At 55.6% G+C, this 22,214-nt stretch carries 18 protein-coding genes; 3 read left to right on the top strand and 15 right to left on the bottom strand.

The features are described 5' to 3' along the window. Positions 1–97 precede the first annotated feature (97 nt). The 13 genes from OX462_RS05040 to OX462_RS04980 all read right to left on the bottom strand — a co-directional run bounded on the left by OX462_RS05040 (position 98) and on the right by OX462_RS04980 (position 13,823). A complete protein-coding gene (locus OX462_RS05040) occupies positions 98–1,255 on the bottom strand; it encodes an acyltransferase family protein (protein WP_070308414.1) in 1,158 nt (385 codons plus the stop codon). 93 nt (positions 1,256–1,348) lie between these two features. Then, positions 1,349–1,939 carry a sugar transferase gene (locus OX462_RS05035; RefSeq protein WP_070224371.1) on the bottom strand — a complete coding sequence of 197 codons (591 nt, stop codon included), beginning with the start codon at positions 1,937–1,939 and terminating at the stop codon, positions 1,349–1,351. Then, the gene (locus tag OX462_RS05030) at positions 1,936–3,096 is read right to left on the bottom strand and encodes a DegT/DnrJ/EryC1/StrS family aminotransferase (protein WP_409027915.1); all 1,161 of its coding nucleotides are present in this window, start codon (positions 3,094–3,096) and stop codon (positions 1,936–1,938) included. Before OX462_RS05030 ends, OX462_RS05035 begins: the two co-directional genes overlap by 4 nt. A gap of 70 nt (positions 3,097–3,166) precedes the next feature. Then, a complete protein-coding gene (locus tag OX462_RS05025; RefSeq protein WP_070224369.1) occupies positions 3,167–4,393 on the bottom strand; it encodes a glycosyltransferase family 4 protein in 1,227 nt (408 codons plus the stop codon). Positions 4,394–4,402: 9 nt separating this feature from the next. After that, complete coding sequence (locus OX462_RS05020; RefSeq protein WP_071653569.1) at positions 4,403–5,272, bottom strand: UDP-3-O-(3-hydroxymyristoyl)glucosamine N-acyltransferase; 870 nt, start codon at positions 5,270–5,272, stop codon at positions 4,403–4,405. Continuing rightward, a complete protein-coding gene (locus OX462_RS05015) occupies positions 5,257–5,901 on the bottom strand; it encodes a PIG-L deacetylase family protein (RefSeq protein ID WP_070224367.1) in 645 nt (214 codons plus the stop codon). Before OX462_RS05015 ends, OX462_RS05020 begins: the two co-directional genes overlap by 16 nt. Before the next feature lie 130 nt (positions 5,902–6,031). Further along, positions 6,032–7,126 carry a glycosyltransferase gene (locus tag OX462_RS05010; protein WP_070224366.1) on the bottom strand — a complete coding sequence of 365 codons (1,095 nt, stop codon included), beginning with the start codon at positions 7,124–7,126 and terminating at the stop codon, positions 6,032–6,034. Then, on the bottom strand, positions 7,123–8,451 hold the full coding sequence (locus OX462_RS05005) for a hypothetical protein (RefSeq protein ID WP_070224365.1): 1,329 nt from the start codon (positions 8,449–8,451) through the stop codon (positions 7,123–7,125). The genes OX462_RS05010 and OX462_RS05005 overlap by 4 nt, the downstream gene beginning before the upstream one ends. Positions 8,452–8,469: 18 nt before the next feature. Next, positions 8,470–9,732, bottom strand: a complete 1,263-nt coding sequence (locus OX462_RS05000; protein ID WP_070224364.1) for a lipopolysaccharide biosynthesis protein — start codon at positions 9,730–9,732, stop codon at positions 8,470–8,472. A gap of 9 nt (positions 9,733–9,741) precedes the next feature. After that, positions 9,742–10,818, bottom strand: coding sequence for a DegT/DnrJ/EryC1/StrS family aminotransferase (locus tag OX462_RS04995; RefSeq protein ID WP_070224363.1), 1,077 nt, complete (start codon positions 10,816–10,818; stop codon positions 9,742–9,744). A gap of 14 nt (positions 10,819–10,832) precedes the next feature. Further along, positions 10,833–11,414, bottom strand: coding sequence for an acyltransferase (locus tag OX462_RS04990; RefSeq protein ID WP_070224362.1), 582 nt, complete (start codon positions 11,412–11,414; stop codon positions 10,833–10,835). 1 nt (position 11,415) lies between these two features. Next, positions 11,416–12,477 (bottom strand): Gfo/Idh/MocA family protein, encoded by a 1,062-nt coding sequence (locus OX462_RS04985; RefSeq protein WP_070224361.1) that lies wholly within the window; start codon positions 12,475–12,477, stop codon positions 11,416–11,418. Between the two features lie 17 nt (positions 12,478–12,494). Further along, positions 12,495–13,823 carry a nucleotide sugar dehydrogenase gene (locus OX462_RS04980; RefSeq protein WP_070224360.1) on the bottom strand — a complete coding sequence of 443 codons (1,329 nt, stop codon included), beginning with the start codon at positions 13,821–13,823 and terminating at the stop codon, positions 12,495–12,497. A gap of 601 nt (positions 13,824–14,424) precedes the next feature. Between OX462_RS04980 and OX462_RS04975 the strand changes: the two genes are divergently transcribed. Further along, positions 14,425–16,332 carry a polysaccharide biosynthesis protein gene (locus tag OX462_RS04975; protein ID WP_070224359.1) on the top strand — a complete coding sequence of 636 codons (1,908 nt, stop codon included), beginning with the start codon at positions 14,425–14,427 and terminating at the stop codon, positions 16,330–16,332. 103 nt (positions 16,333–16,435) lie between these two features. Beyond that, positions 16,436–17,677, top strand: a complete 1,242-nt coding sequence (locus tag OX462_RS04970; protein ID WP_070224358.1) for a GumC domain-containing protein — start codon at positions 16,436–16,438, stop codon at positions 17,675–17,677. 327 nt (positions 17,678–18,004) lie between these two features. Here the strand turns inward: OX462_RS04970 and OX462_RS04965 are convergent, their stop codons facing one another. Continuing rightward, complete coding sequence (locus OX462_RS04965; RefSeq protein WP_409027914.1) at positions 18,005–19,567, bottom strand: DEAD/DEAH box helicase; 1,563 nt, start codon at positions 19,565–19,567, stop codon at positions 18,005–18,007. 362 nt (positions 19,568–19,929) lie between these two features. On the opposite strand from OX462_RS04965, the gene OX462_RS04960 reads away from it, so the two are divergent. Beyond that, positions 19,930–20,148, top strand: coding sequence for an oxidoreductase-like domain-containing protein (locus OX462_RS04960; protein WP_070224406.1), 219 nt, complete (start codon positions 19,930–19,932; stop codon positions 20,146–20,148). 10 nt (positions 20,149–20,158) lie between these two features. On the opposite strand, the gene OX462_RS04955 is transcribed toward OX462_RS04960, so the two are convergent. Continuing rightward, on the bottom strand, positions 20,159–21,847 hold the full coding sequence (locus OX462_RS04955) for a methyl-accepting chemotaxis protein (protein WP_409027913.1): 1,689 nt from the start codon (positions 21,845–21,847) through the stop codon (positions 20,159–20,161). Positions 21,848–22,214: the final 367 nt, after the last annotated feature.

Below are 22,214 nucleotides of genomic sequence, written 5' to 3'. Positions count from 1 at the left end.
CATGATTCCTATCACGGATGCTACAGTCATCTCCCGGTGAGGACGTGAAAAATCGCTATTCGCTTGGTAGCTCACCAAAAGATATCGCAGTTCGGAATCAGGCCTGCTTCAAGCGCAGTGTAAAACGATTGCCGATTATTTTTCTCTTTAATAAAGAACTGAGCCGGACTTCAAGAAGTTCGTAGCTTATCCAGGCAAGAGCAATTGAAGTTGCGGTAACTAGCATGGTAAAAGGGAAATCGTAGGTATATTTCTCAATCTCTGTTCCCCGGGTAAGAAAATATGCGGGAGCAATCACCAAGGGATGGACCAGATACAAAGAAAAAGATATCTTACCCAGCCATAACAATGGCGCTGGTATGGCTATCTCCTGCTCCTTGTTCAACAAGGCAAGAAATACAAATGTTAGTGCAAGAGGACCGCTCCAGAACTGAAAGCCAAAATGTCTCGGCATCCCACCAAGAATATTCCAGGTGGCGATACACATGGCAAGCATCAGCGCCATGTACAGGGCCTGTATGTTGCGTATGCGCAGGCGTGAGATATAGACCAGTCCGATAACGACTCCGGCAACAAAGTCCCAAATAATCGGCGAGGTAATCAGGTTTAAATAACCTGGCCGAAAGTCATGATATGCGGTGACATCAAAAAAATGATACCAGGGATTTATCAGGAAAAGCGGAGCAATCAGCGTTACTCCTATCCAGGAAAAAAAAGCCAGCCATCGATACCTGCCAAAGAAGAGCGAACCACCCAATATGAAATAGAAATACATCTCGTAGTTCATCGTCCAGCCGACATGCAACACCGCGCCACCGAAATAGGGTGCGCCAGCCGCGTAATCCAGAGGTAAAAATAGCATCGAACGCAGAATCCCTACCGCCGTCCAGGCATGTAATTCCCAATCGGCAATCAGGCTGGCATTCATGTGTTTTCGCACAATCACTTCTGTCAGGCAAAATAAAAGCGTGATGACGAAATACGTAGGCCAAATCCTGAAAAAACGATTGATCCAGAAGCGGAAAGTATTCTCCAGGGAAGGTTCCTTGTTTTGCGTGGAAAGCACCATGACAAAACCGCTCAGCATGAAAAATAAATCCACGGCGGCAGGTCCGGACGCGAAGAACCATTGTGATGTGGCATTATTAGGTCCGACAGGTACATGCGACGTAGTATGGTAAATTGCGACAACAATAGCAGCCAGGCCGCGTAGTGCCTGGATAAATGGTATCTGGATCTGGTCCGTAGATTTCATCGTGACAATGGAGAGTAAAGGTTATGCAGATCAGCCCCATAGCGTGAGGGCTGACAACGCGGCGGCAACGTCCGGCTACCGCGTGCCATTCATTCAGCGAATCAGCTTGCCGATAGTCATGAAAATAATACGCACATCCAGCGCCAAGGAGCGCTGACGTACATACTCTTCATAAAAGCGCAGCTTGACCGGCATAACTTCCTCGATGTAGGTGCGCTCCGGGTCGGCCGATTCACCCAGCAGGCGATTTTCATCACGATACGTGATCGACGCGAGGTCCGTAATTCCTGGCTTGACGGAAAGTACCAGCTCGCGTTGCGTACTCGTGTACAGCGCCACATACTTCGGCACTTCCGGCCGCGGCCCGACCAGGCTCATATCACCGATGAGCACATTGAGCAGTTGCGGCAACTCGTCAAGTTTGTAGTGACGCAGCCGGTGTCCGACACCAGTGATGCGCGCGTCGCGCCCGACGGTGATCTGCCCCTGCGCTTCCGTGCCAACCGTCATCGTACGGAACTTAAAAATACGAAACAGGACACCATGCTGCCCCACCCGTTCTTGGCGAAAAAACACCGGTCCCGCGGAGTCCAGTTTCACCCATACGGCAATCAGCACCAACAACGGCGCCAGCAGCAGCAAACCGCACAGCGCCGCGATGACATCGAAAATACGTTTGATCAACACAGCAACTCGCGCAGCGTGCGGATCGCCCGTTCCTGGTCCTCATCCGTCATGGCAGTATACAAAGGCAAACTGACCATCGCATGATAGGCCGCCTCCGCCTCGGGGAATTGTTCCGGCGCAAGATGATAGGTATCACGCCAGTAAGGATGACGGTGCAACGGAATGTAATGGACGCTGGTGCCAATACCGTGGTCGGACAGCTTCTGGATCAGCTCATTGCGGCCAATCGGCGCCGCAGAGGTCAAGCGTACGACGTACAGGTGCCAGGCATGTTCGCCACCATCAGCAGCCTCGGCCGGCAGCAGCAACGGCAGATCCGCCAGCCCCTCAAAATAGCGCCGCGCAAGTTGCTGGCGGCGGGCCGAAAACGCATTGATCTTGCGCAACTGATGGATGCCCATCGCTGAAGCGATATCGGTCAGATTGTATTTGTAGCCAGGCGCAACTACTTCATAGGCCCAGGCCGGGGTCTTCGAGACGAAACGATCGAAGGCATCGCGGCTGATGCCGTGAATACGCATCATCTTGATGCGGGTGGCGATGTCAGCGTCGCGCGTGACGACCATGCCACCCTCACCTGTAGTCATCGTCTTGTTGGCATAGAAACTGAACACGGTGACGTCGCTGTCCAGGGTACCGATCAAACGTCCTTTATAGCGCGTTGGGAACGCATGCGCAGCATCTTCGACGACACGCAATTTGTGTTCACGCGCCAACGCCAGAATGGCATCCATGTCGCAGGCCAGGCCGGCGTAGTGAACAGGCATGATGACTTTCGTGCGTGGCGTAATGGCCGCACGAATCGCCTCCAGCGACAGGTTCAGCGTGACCGGGTCGGTGTCGACAAAAACCGGATCGGCCCCCATGTAACGCACGACTTCCGCCGTGGCGGTAAACGTCATGGTTGGCACAATCACTTCATCGCCAGGACCGACGCCGAGCGCCTCCAGGGCCAGGTGCAAACCGGCGGTGGCCGAATTGACAGCGATCGCCTCGACACCATCGCCGATATAGGCGGCGAAATCCTGTTCGAACTGCTTGGTCTTCGGGCCCGTCGTGACCCAGCCGGAACGCAGACATTCGACTACGGCGGCAATTTCATCGTCACCGATTTCAGGTAATGCGAAGGGCAGGAATTTTTGTTCTGTCGTCAAAATAAATACCTCAGGTTGGCATAACGAACGCCCTTTACGGCGCCTTAGTTATGCGATCAATGAAACGATTCTATCGGCAGGCGTCGATGAAGCGCTGGGCCAGCACGGGATAGGTATGGTTTTCCAGCACAAACCGCCGGCCCTTCTGGCCCATGTCCGCCCGCTCCTCGTCGCTTAATGCCAGCAGGCTTTCAATGGCATGCACCAGCGCAGCCGGATCGCCAGGAGAAATGGTCAGTCCGCAGCCGGCTTCACCGACCGGGTCGTTGCCCGACTCAATGGCCTGAATGATCGGTTTGGCGGCCATCATATAGTCCATCATTTTATTTGGACTGACCCCAAAACGGTAAATAGGCACCCGTTGCGAGCCGATGAATACCACATCCATCTTTTCCAGCAGGGCCGGGATCGACTGTTTCGGAACAGGATCGAAAAAGTGCACATTATCGAGCTTGAACTCGGTCTTCATGGCCAGCAGCTTGCGTTTTTCCGAACCATCACCGACCAGGACAAAGACCACTGGCCGGTCAGCCAACAGGCGCGCCGCCAGAAGGACATTGTCCATCGCATTGGCCGGGCCATGCGAACCGGCATAGCCGACCACGCGCGCCCCGCCCCGTTTGAGCGCGTCGATCTGTTCAAGCACCGGCAAGTTTGGCGCCTGTTCGGGCGCACGCCATTCATCGACGTCAATGCCGTTCGGGACATAGGCAAATTTCTCACGCGCCATGCCATGTGCCATCATGTGTTCGAGCGCCTTGGGCAGCATGGAAACCACCTTGTCAGCAGTGCGGTATGCCCAGTTCTCGGCGTACTGCAATAGCATGATGAATGGATGGCGCGGCGACATGCCACCTAACTCAATAGGGCTGAGCGGCCACAGGTCGTGTACCTCGAAACATAGTTTGGCACCGCATTGAGCGGCGATGCGTTTGGCCGGAAAGATATCGAGCGGGTAGGTCGAAGACGCGATCACCAGATCTGGCTTGACCAGTTTGCCGATGCGTCGCCCGTAGAACAGCATCTGCGCCACAAAGGAAAACATGTTGAGTACGCGGCCGCTGCCATTCCCGTCGTATTTCGGGCTACGCAGCCAACGGTATTCGATACCATCCACCTCTTCACGCGCAAGAGCACGGTCAACCACAGGATTGGTGCGGCGCAGGTGCGAGAAATCCGCGCCGACGATAGTCACATTGTGCCCCTGCCTGACCCATTCACGGGCAAGATAATAGGGACGGTATTCCATGCCGTAATGGGGATTACCGGCATAGTGATTGATCAACAATATATTCATGAAAACAGTCTAAGGACTTTTTTTGATCAAGGGGCGAGCTGGATTGCCAGCCACGGTTATTCCGGCCTCGACGTCTTTCACAACCACGGCGCCTAATCCAACCACCGCTCCAGGTCCAATCTTGCGCTTCTCGAGAATGGAGGCATTCGGCGCAATCCAAGCGCCGGCGCCGATCACTACGCTGCCGCTCACTTCGGCACAGGCAATCACCATCGCATCGGCACCAACTTCAACATTGTGAGCAATGTGCACATGATCGTCGATCTTGCAGCCATCCATCAGTACGGTATTGCCGATGGTGCCGCGGCATACTGTCGTGAGGCTACCAACTTCGACGTCGTCACCAATGATGACACTTCCCAGATGGGGGATACGAATCGGCCGTCCGGATGCATCGGACTCGAAACCATAGCCTTCTTCGCCGATCACAGCGCAAGACTTGATCAGGCAGTTACGGCCGATACGTACGCCATCGGCGATCACGACATTATGATAGATCTCCGTACCCTCACCGATTTCCACACCATTGCCGATCACCGTATTGCGGCCGACACGTACGCTAGGGTGGATACGCGGTGGTTCCGTGTGCTCGCAAAAGCCGATCTTGACTTGCAGCAGGCGCAGTGCCAGCGCAAAATCGAGGCGTGGATTATCGGACTCGATCAAGGCCAGGCCATCCCGCGCCATGGAAAGCGGACCGATTACCGTGCAGGCGACGGAGCCGAGTTCACGGTCCGCCTTGGAAAATACCAATGCACCTTCCGTGACGTGATCGACCGAACGAATTTCCATGATAGGCAGGTCGCTGCCGTGCAAAGTACGGCCCAGTGCCGAGGCCAGCCAGGCTGCCGTGGCGGGGCGGTTTAAGCGATTATCCATCGGATCACCTCAAATGATTCTGCATATTGCGTACCGATCTGGGTACCACGGAAAACGGCCTGGCTCTTCACCACCTCGGCAGAAGCGTACACGCGATGTGCCTGCGATTGGTAGCGCGCCAGCGACTCCACCTTCTTGCCCACATCCTGCTCACTAAGGTGTACGAAGCAGCTCGTGCGGAAATCGAGATTGTTCCATGGCACTTCATAGCCAAGCATGGTGGTACGCTTGAATGCGCGGAAACCTTCATGCGCAATCACATGGTGATCCTGATGGGTATCGTTAGGACTAGGTAAAAATACCAAATCGGGCTGCAGCTCGCGATTCAGCTTGACCATTTCGTCGAGAATAGCCTGACGCTGCTCGGGGAATTTGCGAACTTCGAAATCGAGCACGATACAATCTTCAGGAGCGATACCCAACACCAAGGTGGCTTCCTTGACTTCCTTGCGCAAGATGTCACGCGGCAAATGGGGTAACACCGATTGCTCCGCTGCAGAAAATGCCACGTATACGGCACGCCAGCCTTCGCTGACATATTTCGCAATCGTTCCGCCACAGCCGAATTCGCCGTCGTCGGTATGCGGTGCAAGCACCAGCAAAGTTTTTACTCTATGGATATCAGCCATGTAATCTGCACCTTCAATAAATTATTAGAAACGCCGCACTTGGCACTGGCCGTGACTCCTACTTGGAAGCATTACAACAGCATCGATAATAAACCCGAAGCCTTCCGACACGCCAGCGCCGTAGATCTACTTACGCCGCCACAGTCTGTCTATAGGCATCGCGCATCAATGTCACACAATGATCCCAGGAAAATTGCTGGCACACCCTGGCACGTCCTGCCACGCCAAGACGGTTGCGCAAGGCACTATCTTGCACCAGCAGGTATAAGGCGTCTGCCAGCGCTTGCGGGTTTTCGTTTGGAATGATCAAGCCCGTTTCATTTTCGGCTACCACCTCCGGCAACCCTCCCATACGCGATACCACCACCGGCAATGCACAGCTCGACGCTTCCAGAATCGCCACGCCGAAGCTCTCACTGTCGTTGCGGCTCGCCGCCACATAGATATCGAGGCGGTTCAACCAGTCCGGTACGGCTGTGTGGTCAACCTGCCCCGCGAAGGTAACACTGGCTTCAAGTCCCAGCTGCGCAACCAGCGCCTGCAACACTGCAGTCTCGCCCCCACCACCGACCAGCAACAGTTCAAGACGCCCGAGCAAATCATCTGCTTTTTCGTCTTGCAAGCGTTGCCTCAATAACGCATAGCCATGGATGAGAATATCGATACCGTACTTTTTCGCCATCGTCTTGACGGTGCCAATCACCAGGCGCCCGTCAGCTGCTCTCGGTACTGGCACGAATCGCGCGGTGTCGATACCGAACGGCGTGACAAAAATCGGGGCCAACTCGGGACACAACGAGCGCGTCTGCTCCGCCATGACATGGCTCGTGGAAGCGATGCGGCTGGCAGCCCTCAAATTGCGCTTGATCAACCACATCTTGAACCGCGACTCGTAGGGGAATTCGTAGACGTCCGCCCCCCATACCGACAACAGCGAAGGTCCGCGCCAGACCCCTGCCATCAAGGTGCCGTAACCGCTGGCATAATGGCAATTAAGCAAATCCGGCGACATCTCTGCAAGCACCTTGCCCAAGGCGCGCCGATTCAGGAAATAGCCCTTTCCGCCACGGTAAGGCAGCAGATGAACGCGTACGCGATCAGAGTACTGATGAACATCAAAATCGTGCTGAGTGACCAAGTGTACTTCGATATCCTGCTGTGCCAGTGCATTGCACCAGCGGCTAACATGAATAGAATTGGCTGGTCCAAGAATGGCTATTTTCATATTTCGTTTTTGTTGTTGTCGGTTTTTTGCCAATGTGGCGCCCCTCTGGCGGTCCACTCCATCAACCGGCAAATCAGGTAAATAAGAGGCAGCGGATAAATAATATAACCGAGGCCAATCACGATATTTCCACGAGCAATCATCAGCAATGCTGGCAGCCCAAGTCCAAGAAGGATTGCCGTCATGGCTGGTGGCGCCCGCTGCAGCAACGACTCAAATACCGTCAGTAAAAATGCGAATAGCAACGGGTAAAGAAGGGCACCGAACCAGCCAGCGTTGAGCAGCGCATCACCCCAAATCAAAAAGTGAAGGGACCCGGGAATACCTTGATGCGAACTATCGATCATTTCTGTTAACCAAGGATTATCGTTGAATAATCCATCGTTCAAGGCGGCGGTCCAGACCTGATAGGTTACGTCCAACGGCTTGAGGGGAATATCGGCCAGTTCGCGCGGCAACAGAATAAGCAAGGCCCGATGCAAGGTGGGCATTGGACCAGCACTCCAGCCTTCGAGGTACTTGTGTACAATGTAAAAGTAATACTTCATGATATTGTCTTCGCCGCCGAAAAGACCGCCCCCGTCAACGGAGCTGCCAATCGCATCGAGCAGGCTTGAAAAATCCATGCTCAGCATAGCGCTCAAACCGATGCCACGCGCAGCGCGCGACAGTACATGCATCGACAGCGCGGCCACTGCGCCACCGAGCAAAACGTACAAGCGGCGAGAAAAACTGATGCGATCAGATAAAAACAATTCATAGTAGAAATAGCCACCAAGACAGAACAACATGGCCCGCGAGCCGGTTACCATGAAGACGCCCAAGCAGCAAAGCACCAGCAAAACAAATCTGATGCGGCTTTTATAGAACACGGGAGCAAGGGAGAATGCCACGAGTCCCAGCAAATTGGATACGCCATCAAGCAAAGTGAGGCCTTCGCTGCGCTGCTCCGACCAATTGAGCATCAAGAAATCGAGGCCATTACGGGCCTTGATTAACGCAATGATGACAAATATCCCGGTAACCAGAAAAAAGAGCCGTTTCCAAGCTTGTTCGTCAAAAACCAGTTTCCGATAAGAGCTGCCGCGCGGCAGAAGCCAACCGCCCAGCAGGTATAGAAACACGCAGAACAAGACATTACAGGCAAAAAGAAACAGCATGCCGGCGTACAGCACCCGAGTACCATAGGCCGCCTCAATGGATGCCTCGTTGATTGATAGCGTGTAATAAAACAATGCCATCAATAAAATAGCATAGTAGCGGGATTTCGATATCGAATACAGAATACTGGGCACAAGAACCAATGCCGACAGGAAAGAGATCATGGTAAAAGCGAATCCTGGTCAGGTATGCAAGGCCGATGGAAAGCCAATCAGGCGGCCATAACTGCAGCTAAAAATATTCTTAAGGCAATATGCCATATAAGCGAAACAGCACACCTCTCCAGCGACCCAACACAGGGCGATGTCACGGGCGCTGGTCGGCCGCAAAACAAGAATGGCCAGAACAATGAAAACCGAGCGCACGATATTGGCATAAGCAACACTCTGGTGATGTCCCTGTGCCATCAACATCGGCGGCAAGATACGATTGTGCAGCCAGAAAAAACTGGCGCCAATGAAGCAAAGTGCAGAAGCACCTGCAGGGGCGAAACCGGCGCCAAAAACCATGGAAATCATCGGTGGCAGCGCTAACCATCCGAGAGGAAGAGCAAGTATGCCCAACAGGCTGCAACCGAGCGCCAGCTTTTCATATTCGGCCTGCGCAACGGCGCCGTTACCCTTCTTCGACCAATGGTTGTATAGCACCGGCGCGACCATATTCAAGGCAGTCACCATGGCATTCAAAAACAGCAACGACATACCAAAATAGCCAGCCTCAGTATGGCTGCCCGCAGCCCGCGCCAACATCCAGAAAGTCAGTGCAGGTACAATTGTAGTGGTAATAGCTGGAATGAAAGACCAAGCGCCCTCTTTCATCAAGATACGGCAGTCGGCCCCCAACGCTCCCCCTCCACGCAAGTCGAAACCTGCCGTTCGCCCTACTTCGGCGCTGGCGCACAAGGCAGCACAAACGAAACTCCACATGAGCAATTGGGGCAGTATGGTGAAGTCGTTACCTATGCCAAGAAAAAATATCAGCGGCAGGCAAATCAAGCCGGGGCTTGCTGTAATCAGATTAAACAGCAGAGGGCTGGAGTTACTCAGAGCAACGGCGCGGAATAAACCGTGCAGCACCATCGCCAGCGCACAGGCACACATCAGCCAGACATCGCGCAGACTTAATGCTGTCGCCTGAGCTAAATAATTTCCCCCAAACGCTCCCAGCAGCAGCAATAGCGCTGCCAGAGCCAGGCCATAGTGCACGATCAATCCCGCAGCGCGGCGCGCACTGATCCGCCCTGCATTGATGTGAAAGGTCAGCGCCTGGGAGAAGCCAAACAGGCCTAACACGGAGATCAAGTCGATCCACGAACGGTAAGTACTGAAATAACCTTGGCCCTCGGGTCCAAAGCGACGTGAGACCACCACTGAGACAAGGAAAGTCGCAACCACACCGAAGCCTTGAATCAAGAGCGCGAGCCCCAGTTGCCGCTGTAACTTCATGCGTCCTCTTTATGCCAACGCAACGATGATCTGTTCCTGCTCCTGTGCAGTCAAGTCTGGCCCCATCGGCAGACTCATCACGCGCTGTGCAGCGCGCTCGGCATGAGGATAGGCACCCTTGTCGCCGAAGCCGGCATAAGCTGGCTGCAAATGCATGGGTACTGGATAATGTACCGCAGTAGGAATACCAGCGGCCTTCAGGCGTTCCTGAACAGCATCGCGCGACTCGACCAACACGGTAAACTGGCCGTACACGCTGCTGCGATCGGCACGCTGGCTGACCGTCTCGACTTTATTTTTCAGCAATTCATTGTAGCGCTGACCAATTTCCAGCCGCTGCGCCACCTCCCATTCAAAACGTTCGAGCTTGGCAAGTACCACCGCACATTGCAACGTATCCATACGGCCGCCAACGCCGATACGCGTATGCACATAGCGTTTCGACTGACCATGCACCCGAATTTCACGCATGGCCTGGGCAAGCGCATCGTCACTGGTAAAAATAGCGCCGCCGTCCCCGTAACAGCCCAAGGGCTTGCTCGGGAAAAAGCTCGTGCAGCCTATCGTCGACAGATTGCAACTCTTGCGGCCCTTGTACGTCGCGCCGAAGCTTTGCGCCGCGTCTTCGATAACTACCAGGCCATGACGCGCCGCGATAGCATTGATCTCATCCATGTCAGCCGGTTGACCATACAAGGAAACTGGCATTATGGCGCGCGTGCGTGGCGTGATTGCAGCTTCGATCAGAGCCGCGTTGATATTGCAAGTGTCAGGTTCGATGTCGACAAATACAGGCTTGGCGCCCAACAGCACGATCACTTCGGCCGTGGCGATGAAGGAGAATGGCGTGGTAATGATTTCGTCACCCGGTTTGACGCCGATGGCCATCAGCGCAATCAGCAGCGCCTCGGTACCCGAAGCAACAGTGATGCAATGTTTCGCCCCTGTATATTCCTGCAGCTTGCCTTCCAGCTCCTTGACTTCCGGACCCATAATATATTGGCCATGATCGAGAACTGCCTGAATGCGTGCGTTAACCTTGTCACGCAGGGCTACGTATTGCGCCTTGAGATCGATGAATTCCATGTTGGACTTTAATGTTAGTTGTTGATTAAGGCGCAGATGCCATCTTGCAATGTATAACGCTCGCCAGTGTGCTCGCAAACGGTTTCGCCGTCGCCGGTAAGAGGCAGCGCCAGCCGTTCGCCGAAACGGCTCATCCAGCCAACCTGACGCGCCGGCACGCCCACCATCAGGGCGAAGTCCGGAACGTTTCGATTGATCACGGCGCCCGCGCCAACGAAAGCATAAGCCCCTACAGTGCTGCCGCAGACAATGGTGCAATTGGCACCCAGCGTGGAGCCGCGTTTGATCAGCGTCTTGCGATACTCATCCTTGCGCGTTACCGCCGAGCGCGGGTTGTACACATTCGTAAATACCATGCTGGGACCACAAAACACGTCGTCCTCGATGGTCACGGCATCGTACACGGAGACATTGTTCTGGATTTTGACGTTGTTACCAATGACAACGTCATTGCCGACAAAAACGTTTTGCCCCAAGGAACAGCCTGCACCGATGCGTGCTCCACCGCAAACGTGAACAAAATGCCAGACGCGGGTAGTGTCCCCAATCGTTGCACCAGCGTCTACGATTGCACTCGAATGTATTGTGGCCGCCATCTTAATACTCCAGCGGTAATGCGACACGCTTGCCATCACGCGCTGAAAGGTAGGTGGCGATCAGCACTTCCATCGATTTCAAGCCTTCACGGCCGTCCGTCTCTGGTTCGGCTTCGCCACGCAATACCTTGATGACATTGTCGTAATACAGCGGATGGCCAAAACCATATACCGACGTGGTCTGATAACTGGCTTCCTTGACCTTCTCATCATCCGGGTGCGGCTCGGAAAACTCCCAATGCTGCACTTCGTTGACGGCAACACCACCGATACGTACTGTGCCTTTTTCACCCAGAATGGTGATGCTGCCTTCCAGATTGCGCGGGTAGGTCAGCATGGTCACGTTCATCGAACCGAGCGCACCATTACGCCAGCGCAGACTGATGACGCCGGTGTCCTCGACCTCGATATCGCGCTCCAGCGTGGCGGTGTAGGCATGCAGACTCTCGACGGGGCCGATGACCCAGTCGATCAGGTCGACATAATGGCTGGCCTGGTTCATGAAGGCGCCACCGTCGTATTCCCATGTACCGCGCCATTTCGCACTGTCATAGTATTCCTGCGGGCGGGTCCAGAAAACATTCAGGTTCACCATGTAAATACGACCGAAACGTTTTTCCTCGACGGCCTTCTTAAGCAACTGCAAGGTCGCATTACGGCGATTTTGTTTCACAACAAACAACCGCACGTTGGCAGCATCACAGGCTTCGACCATTCGCTTGGCATCGTCCCAGCGGGTTGCCATCGGCTTTTCGGTGATGACGCTGTAGCCAGCCTCGGCAATCTGAATCGCCTGCTCCGGATGCATACCGGACGGCGTCGTCAGAATAAACGCATCAGCCTGGCAATGCGCGAGCATCTCGGTCAGGCTGGCATAAGGCGTGGCGCCCGTGCTAGCGGCAGCTTCGGCCAGCGCTTGCGGATTAATATCGCACACGCCGACGAGTTCGCAACGGTCAGCATGCTGCTGGATCGCGCCGAAATGATTCTTGGCAATGCGTCCGCAGCCGAGCAGGGCAAAGCGGATCTTGCGGTCAGTGACCGGAGGGGGGAAATGGCGCATTCAATAATCTTTCGGAATTAGGCTTTGACAACGTTCGACGCCGGCGTCAGGTAGACACCACGCGTATCGACGATCAATTTTGCGTGCTCCTGAATCAAGGCGTAATCAAAGGCACGGTGATCGGTCGCCAGCAACACCACATCATAGGAGGCGATTGTGGCGGCGGTCAGTTCAACACTGGATAATTCAAAATGGTGTTCGCGCATCTTCGGGAAGACCGGCACGTGCGGATCCGAGTAAGCGATATCGGCGCCCTTGTCACGCAGAATCTCCATCAATTCCACCGATGGCGACTCGCGCATATCGTCCACATTCTTCTTGTAGGCAATACCCAGAACCAGCACCTTGCTGCCCTTGATCGAACGCGAGCGCTCATTGAGGGCATCGGCCAGCTTGCTGATGACCCAATGGGGCATGTCGCTGTTAATCTCGCCAGCGAGTTCAATGAAGCGGGTGTGCAGACCATATTGACGCGCTTTCCACGTCAGGTAGAACGGGTCGATCGGGATGCAATGGCCGCCCAGGCCAGGGCCCGGATAATAGGCGGTAAAGCCGAAAGGCTTGGTGGCCGCGGCACGAATGACTTCATGAATGTCGATATCCATCTTGTCAGCAATGATCTTCATTTCATTGACCAAACCGATATTGACAGCACGGTGTATATTTTCCAGCAACTTGGTCAACTCGGCCGCGCGTGTCGAACTGACCGGCACGACGGTATCGATGGCGGGGCTGTAAAGTGCGATGCCAGCCTGCTGGCAGGCCTCGGTGGTGCCGCCGCAAATCTTCGGAATGGTTCGGGTTTCGAAATGTTGGTTACCCGGATCTTCGCGCTCGGGCGAGAACACAAGAAATACTTCTTCACCGACCGTGAAACCGCCAGCCTCGATACGCGGCTTAAGTTCTTCATCGGTGGTTCCAGGGTAAGTAGTGCTTTCCAGCGAAACGATCTGGCCTGCACGCATATGCGGCACCAGCGCTTCTGTGGTACTCAGGACATAGCTCAGGTCTGGCTCACGGTAATCGTTCAGCGGAGTGGGCACGCAGATAATCAACGCATCGGCCTCAGTGGCGCGCGAAAAATCAGTGGTAGCCTCGAAACCCTTGGCACGCGCCGCATTGATGGATTCGGCGGAGATGTGTTCGATGTAACTTATTCCTTGATTCAGCTTATCGACCTTGACCTTATCGATATCGATACCCAGCACCTTGAAACCGACATCAGCATAACGCAGCATCAAAGGCAGGCCAACATAGCCCAAACCCACAATGCCGATAACCGCATTGCTATTTTCGAATTTCGAAATAAGTTCATTTAGAAACTTCTTGTTTTTGCTATCGTTCATTTTTAGGTTTAAATTCTTATATAATTACAACAATTACACCACCCCGAAAAAACGAAACGGACACATGCCGCACGTTAGGACATCAAGAAAGAAAGATGATATAAAGAAAGAGGAGAGCCAGATTGTAAAACGGTGGTCCAGTATAACGACTCCGAGCCTATCTGGATAGGCCTCGGAGCGGAAAAGGGCCGCGACACAGGGGCGCGCCATGGGCTAATGTGACGCTTTTACTACTATAGACAGGAAAAATCATGCCCTGCCTGGTCACATAAAGTTACACTTTTTCATGGTAACACAAGCAATTCTGCATCCGCGCACGCCTGATGATCATTGCGGAACCGCCCCCGGCACGCTATCATCACAGGTCGAAAATATCTGCCGCGCACAGCTCCCTATAAGATGTATCAGGCCTATAAATTCACGGCACCACCAAGATTGAGGCCTCAGAACAGTTACACCATCACCATGCGCGCACGGACTCGATACCCAAGCCCCCATTCGGCAAATGAGTCTCCATTCATTATATATATATGAAAGCACATGAAATTGTACGGGTCGATTACCTGCAAATTGACTACCCGGCGACTCATCAGTGAGTAAAATGAAAATATTTCTTGATTTATCCAGATTCCAAAAACAAATTATCGCCATAACGGCAGATTTTTTCTTATTACCTTTAACTTTTTGTTTGGCGATTATCCTCCGGTATGACGTCATCAACGCTGACGTCTACCGCAGTTATTTATGGCTCATAATTGCAGCTCCCTTGGTTTCAATCCCTATTTTCATCCGCCTCGGCTTGTATCGGGCCGTGATACGCTTCATTGACCAGAAGATCGTCTATGTTGTCATTCTTGGCGTCACGCTGTCGGTAGCCAGCCTGGTAGCGCTGGCCGCGTTCGCCACCCACATGACAGGGCTTTCGCGAGGCGTCTTTGGCATTTACTGGATCAGCGCAATTACTTACGTCGTGGCCAGTCGCTTTCTGACCCGTGGCTTTTTATTGCACGTAAAAAGCCCGAAACAGACGGTGCGCGTAGCCATTTATGGCGCTGGTAAGGCAGGATCACAACTGGCAAGTGTTCTGCGCGGCGGTCGCGAATACCTTCCGGTTGCGATCATCGACGACAAAACCGAACTGCAAGGCGCGTCGATTGCCGGCATCCGGGTTTATCCCCCATCGAGCCTGCCCAAATTGATCGGCAAACTGAACATCAGCGAAGTTCTGCTGGCCATGCCATCGATACCGAAGAGCCAGCAGAAACACATTCTCGACAAAATCGAATCCCTCAAAGTCAAGATCAAGGTGACACCACCTGTTGCCAGCCTGGTCAACGGTGAACTTCGCCTGCAGGACGTACGCGACATTGAGATAGAGGACTTGCTGGGACGTGACCAGGTGGCCCCGGACACAGACCTGGTCGCCACTTGCATCACCGGAAAGTCAGTATTGGTGACTGGTGCGGGCGGGTCGATCGGCTCCGAACTGTGCCGTCAGATCATCCGCCTGCGCCCCTCCAGACTCATACTTCTGGAAATGTCCGAGTTCGCACTGTACTCGATCAAACAGGAACTGAAGGGACTCAAGCACGCGCACGCTCTGGAACTCGAGTTGGTGCCCTTTCTTGGCTCCGTACTGGACACGGAAAAGTGTGCAATGATCCTGCGCACCTTCCAGGTCGAAACTGTATATCACGCGGCAGCCTACAAGCATGTGCCATTGGTGGAGCACAATCCGATTGAAGGCGTGCGCAACAATGTCTTCGGCACCTTGAGTATCGCACGCGCGGCGATGGACGCTGGCGTCAAATGCTTCGTCCTGATTTCAACAGACAAAGCCGTACGTCCGACGAATGTAATGGGCTCGACAAAACGCCTGGCTGAACTGATTTTGCAGGCATTTGCACAGGAACGTGGCAAGACGCGTTTTTGCATGGTGCGCTTCGGTAACGTACTGGGATCGTCCGGCTCGGTCGTGCCGCTCTTCCGCAAACAGATCATGGCGGGCGGCCCGATTACTCTGACGCACCCCGAAATCACACGCTATTTCATGACTATTCCTGAGGCGGCGCAACTGGTGCTGCAGGCTGGCGCAATGGGAGAAGGCGGTGACGTCTTCGTGCTTGACATGGGTGAGCCCGTCAAGATCGTGGATCTGGCCGAACGCATGGTGCATTTGAGCGGCCTGGAAGTAAAGAGCAAGTCGGCTCCGGACGGCATCGAAATCGTCCATGTCGGCCTGCGGCCCGGCGAGAAGCTGTACGAAGAACTTCTCATCGGTGACAATGTCGAAGGCACCGAACACCCACTGATCATGCGCGCGCAGGAATCCGAAATACCGCACGCGGAATTGCAGCTACTGCTACGCGAACTCGATGATGCCTGCGCACGTTTCGCCTACGAAGATGTGCGTATGGTACTACTGAAGGCGGTAAAGGAATATGCGCCACAATGCGGTATTGAAGATTTGATCTGGTCCGAAAAAAACAAAACGCAGGCGCCGCACTGATTACAACGCAGGCCTGGTAGAAGTACCAAGCCGGCCGCCTAGTGAGTAGCCTGCTTGGCTCCTTCGGGCATATTATTCATCCACACACAATTTGAGAAACCATATGGAAACGCAGGAAAAATTCACTCAACGCACGAGCAAACAGGATGGCGCGCTGATTTCCCCAACCGAGCTTCTGAGCACGCTGTGGCACGCGCGTCGCATGATTATCGGCATGACAGTGGCCTCCATCGCACTGGGCGTGAGCAGCACCGTGTATTGGGCCAAGTATAAGAGTGACGGATTCCTGCAATTTGGCGGCCCCATCCCCTTGCAACCAGAAAAAACGGCAAGGACAAAAGACGTCAAGGATGCAGGCTTCGGCATTCAGCTCAGCGACTACAAGCGCTATTCAGCAGCATTTGGCAGTCGCGGCCGCTTCGATGACTTTGTACAGGCCGTCAAACTCGAAAATGCTCCCGGGATCGCTACTCTGCGCAAGAACATCACCAGCGAAAAAAACCTGAACGCCATCATCGAACCCATTTTCCCTTTCACCAAACTCGATGCCAAGGACTTGATGGAGCAACCGAAAGAGAACAGCAATAATGTGATCGGTTTACGCATCAGCTACGAAGCCAGTACCCCGGAAGAGGCGCAACGTATCGTCGCCCTGCTGGGCCGTTACACCATGGACACAATTGTTTATCTGATTTATACGGATTCGCTGCGCTTCAAGCATCTGGAAATTACCGCAAAAATCACCAAGCTTGACAATGACATCATTGGCAGCAAGCAGAAACTGGCGGAATACAGCAGGCGCATCAACGACCTCAAACAAATCGTTGCACGCCACCCGAAGGCCGAAGTGCAAAATACATCGCAAGTCGTCACCGTGACGGATGAAAACTCACGTTACCTGTCGCCAGTAACGCAACTGATGAGTGCCGAGGTCGAGGCCAGTGCGGCGCAAGAAGCCATTTATCAGGCTAAACGGGAACAGCAACAATATCTGTTATTGCGTGATTACTACGATAGTGCCAAAGCGACACTCGACGCCAACAAGTCAGGCGAGGCAGTGCTACGCGCACTGGAAGCGAGCAAGGAACACGCATTCAAATCCAAAGACCTGAATGACGAACTGGTCAAGGAAGTGTACAACAAAATCACAATCGACAATCAGAACTCGCTCAATTTGTATCTGGAAAAAAGCCGCTTCATCGCCGGCCCGAGTTTGCCCGAAAACCGCACTACACGATTGTCAACGGCCCTGGTGGTAAGTGCCTTGCTCGGACTCTTTCTCGGCTGCCTGATTGCATTGGGACGGCAATGGTGGTTAGCGAACCGCGAGCAGTTAGCCAACTAACGATGTGATGTCGGCAGTATGGTATTTATCTGCCGCAAGATTACCCAGTCCGGCCTGCCGAACTGGCAAACAAGCGCCCTCAAACGCTGCTTGATTAAAAGCCACTGGCGTACCACTCCGCTTTCCTGCCATTCAGCAACATCCAGTGCGCACCAAAATAAAAAACGCGCCATCGCATCGGCATGAAAATACCTGATGCGATGGCGCGCAAGTCAATACCGCTGCCAGGACAATCATGACGCCGCCACGTCTACAACAGAGTGGCGTCGGAACGTTTTCTGGCAATTGCATGGTACGCCAGCAAACGCTGTTTTCTGGCGATGCTCCTTATTGCTTCAGCAAACCACCCAGCAATGCCGCCACTTTCTGCTTCGGCTTGGCCGCAGTAGGCGCCATGCTGGCGGCAGCCGGGGCTGCGGCCTTGGCCGGCTCATATGGCTTGAGGAACCAGGGATCAGCCTTTTCGCGGCGTGCGCCGGGACCAAAAGCGGGACGCGCACCGCGCTCCGCGGAGCGGCTGTCGCGGCTATCGCCGGCATGGCGGCTCTCGGGGGCGCGCGCCGGGCGTGCCTCGCCACCTTCGCTGCGGCGTGGCGGACGGCGCTCGCTGTCGCCGCTGCGGGCGGGCGCCGGGTTGAAGCCCGTCAATTCGCCGCGCTTGATGCTTTGCTTGATGAGTTTCTCGATATCGGCCAGCAAGCGCTCGTCCTTATCCGAGTAGATCGAAATGGCGTCGCCCGAGGCGCCGGCGCGGCCCGTGCGGCCGATACGGTGCACATAGTCTTCCGCGTTGTACGGCAAGTCGAAGTTGATGACGCAAGGCAGGTCGGAAATATCCAGGCCGCGCGCCGCCACGTCGGTCGCCACCAGCACGTCGATCTCGCCCTTCTTGAACGCCTCCAGCGCCGCCATGCGTTCCTGCTGGCTCTTGTCGCCATGAATCGCCGTGGCGCTCATGCCTTCCTGCTCCAGCACGCGGGCCAGGCGCGAAGCGCCGATCTTGGTGTTCGAGAATACGATGACCTGCTTCAGGTCGCGCTGGCGCAGCAGATGGGCGACCAGGGCATGCTTCTGGTCTTCCGTCACCTTGTAGACCACTTGCGTGACCTTGTCGGCCGTCTGGTTGCTGCGCGCCACTTCGATCGTCAGCGGATCGTTGAGGAAGGTGGCGGCCAGCTTCTTGATTTCTGGCGAGAACGTGGCCGAGAACATCAGGTTCTGGCGCTGTTTCGGCAACAAGTTGATGATGCGCTGCAAGTCCGGCAGGAAACCCATGTCCAGCATGCGGTCGGCCTCATCCATGACCAGCATCTGCACCTGGCTCAGGCTGATGTTCTTTTGCTCGATATGGTCGAGCAGGCGGCCCGGCGTGGCGATGACGATTTCCACGCCGCCGCGCAGGATGACGGTTTGCGGCTTCATATCCATGCCGCCGAAGACGACGGTCGAGCGCAGCGGCGTGTGCTTGGCGTAGGCCTTGACGTTTTCGGCCACCTGCACCGCCAGCTCACGCGTCGGCGTGAGGATCAGTGCGCGCACCGGGTGGCGCGCCGGCGACATGCTGCTGCTGGCGTGCGCCATCAGCAACTGGATGATCGGCAAGGAAAAACCGGCCGTCTTGCCGGTGCCCGTTTGCGCGGCGCCCATCACATCGCGGCCTTGCAGCACCACGGGGATCGCTTGTTCCTGGATCGGTGTCGGATGGGTGTAACCCTGGTCGGTCAAGGCGCGCTGGATTTCAGGCGCAAGGCCAAAGTCGGCAAAAGTCAGGCTGGGAGCAGCGGATGCGGCAGGTGCAGGTGCAGGTGCAGGCGCAGGCGCAGCGGCGACGGGCGCCGCTTCAGGGGCAATCGCCGGGCTGGGCGTAGGAGTCGATTCGGTTTCAGACATAAATTTTCTGGTGTGCCTCCGCACTGCGGAAGCCATGCTTTCTCAATAAACAACATTTCGGGGCACAGGCAGCTCCGTCTTGCAAGCCATGGATCATTGTTCTTGCGGCACCTCCGTGCTCCGGGACATGCTGTATGGCGTATGCGGGAGCGTCGAAGAGATGTGCTGCGATGGCGGCGGAGATCGCGCCGGCGGAACATCGCGCGCAGAAGATACAATATCAGTGCTGTAAACGATACCCTAATTCACCGCAACTGTACACGGAAACCGTGATTTTTGAGCAAAAAGCGTTCCAGCAATAGACCTCCGGGATGCCGTATCATGCCGGCTCCGATGCCAGCTCCGCCGTCCCTGCCCTTACCATGCCCACCCCGCCTTTATCCCACGATCCGCAACCGCAGCCGCCCAGCAAACCGGGCAATGACGAGTGCTGCCACAGCGGCTGCACTTTTTGCGTACTGGAAATGTACCAGGAAGACCTGGCCGCCTACGAAGATGCCCTGAGGGCGTGGCAACAGCGCCAGCAAGCCGCTGCCGCGCCCGCCACCCAGAGCGTCAGGAAGCCGCGCAAGCGCGCTTAACTTAATTCAATTAAAAGCTTTCCCACTCATCCACCGGCGCCGCGCGGCGCGCCGTGCTGGCCAGTTGACGCGGCGCCGGTGCCGGCGTCACGGCTGCCGACGCCTTGACAGCCTTGACAGGCGCACGCGGCCGGTTTGCGGCGGCGCTGGCCGCATCGAGCTTGAAGATGCTGACCACCTCGCTCAGGCTGGCGGCCTGCTCCTGCATCGACTCGGCCGCCGCGGCAGCCTCTTCCACCAGGGCCGCATTTTGCTGCGTCACCTGGTCCATCTGGGTGATGGCCTGGTTAACCTGCTCGATACCGGCGCTCTGCTCGCTGCTGGCGGCCGTGATCTCGCTCATGATGTCCGTCACGCGGGTGATGCTGGCAACGATGTCATCCATCGTGCGGCCCGCCTGATCCACCAGTTTCGAGCCCGCCTCGACTTTCTCGACCGAATCGCCGATCAGCACCTTGATATCCTTGGCCGCCGCGGCCGAGCGTTGCGCCAGGTTGCGCACTTCCGTGGCGACGACGGCAAAGCCGCGCCCCTGCTCGCCTGCGCGCGCCGCCTCGACGGCCGCATTCAGGGCCAGGATATTGGTCTGGAAAGCAATCCCGTCGATAACGGCGATGATGTCGACGATCTTGCGCGACGAGGCATTGATCGACGCCATCGTCCCCACCACCTCGCTGACCACCTTGCCGCCCTCGATGGCGATGCTCGACGAGGTCTGCGCCATGGTGTTGGCCTGGCGCGCATTGTCCGCGTTCTGCTTCACGGTCGAGGTCAGCTCTTCCATCGACGAAGCCGTTTCTTCCAGCGAACTGGCCTGCTCTTCCGTGCGCGACGACAGATCCTGGTTGCCGGCCGCGATCTGGCTCGACGCCGTGGCGATGGTATCGGTGCCGCCGCGTACCTGGCCCACCAGGTTTTGCAGGCTGGCATTCATGTCTTTCAGGGCTTGCATCAATTGCCCCGTTTCGTCTTGCGATCGCACAACGATATGCGCCGTCAAGTCGCCAGCCGCCACCCGGCGCGCCACGCCGACGGCCTCGATCAGCGGACGCGCCACGCTGCGCGCCACCCACAGCGCCAGCAGCATGCCGATGATGACGATGCCCGCCACCAAGGCGATCAGGCTGGCGCGCGAGGCCGCATAGGTTGCGTCGGCGCTGGCGCTCGAGCGCACGCCGCCGTCCGTGTTAATCGCCACCAGTTTATCGAGCGCCGCCATCATGTCCGTCATGACCTGGGCCGACGGTCCCACGGCCAGCGCGCGCGCCTCTTCCTTTTTCATCTCGCGCGACAGGCTCAGCATGGTTGCGTGCAGGCGCATGAATTCATCGTTGAGTGCCAGGAAGCGCTCGAACACGTCCTTCTCGCCCGGTTCGGAAATCAGGCCGCGGTACTTGTCGGCATCGGCCTTCAGCCTGGCCTGGGTTTCCGTCATGCGCGTTTCGTTCTGCGCCATGTCGGCATCCTGCGCGGCCAGCATGTGCGCCAGTTCCCAGCGGCGGAAATCGCTGACATCGCTGCGCATGGACATGGCCGCCAGCACGCTGGGCATCCAGTTGTCGGACAGGTCCGTCGACGCGGTATTGATGCGCGCCATGGAAAAGATCGCCGACACGCCCAGCGCGGCCGTCAGCAGCAGCACGGCGCCAAACGACAAGATCAGCTTGGTGGCAATTTTCAGATCAAAAAACCATTTCATGCGTTGCGTTCCTTCATTAACAGGTAAACGGGACAAGACAGGCGCGCACCAACACGGCGCAGGTAATGCGGCGGCTCATACCGAAACGCCGGTTAAATTTCCACAAGGCAACATTTTATCACCGACGCACTGCAGCGCAGAGTGGTTTGATCGCGGCATGCGGCCAAAGTTCAGGTGTAGCGGGCAGCGCGCCGCATTTTTGTCCAAACACGATTGTTTCCAAACGGGAAAATGAAGAGCAGGCGTAGGAGTTGGATGACACGGGGCAATGTTCCTAGCCTACATAAGCACGTCGGCTCATCCGATGCCCGTCAGTGCCCCCTGGTTCTATAGTGGATACAAGATTCAGCACAACGCTAGCAAGCCA

The organism is Janthinobacterium aestuarii (genome assembly GCF_046113285.1).
Lineage (GTDB): Bacteria > Pseudomonadota > Gammaproteobacteria > Burkholderiales > Burkholderiaceae_D > Janthinobacterium.
Note: the sequence above shows the minus strand (reverse complement) of the source record. Positions and strands in the feature narration are given on the sequence as shown.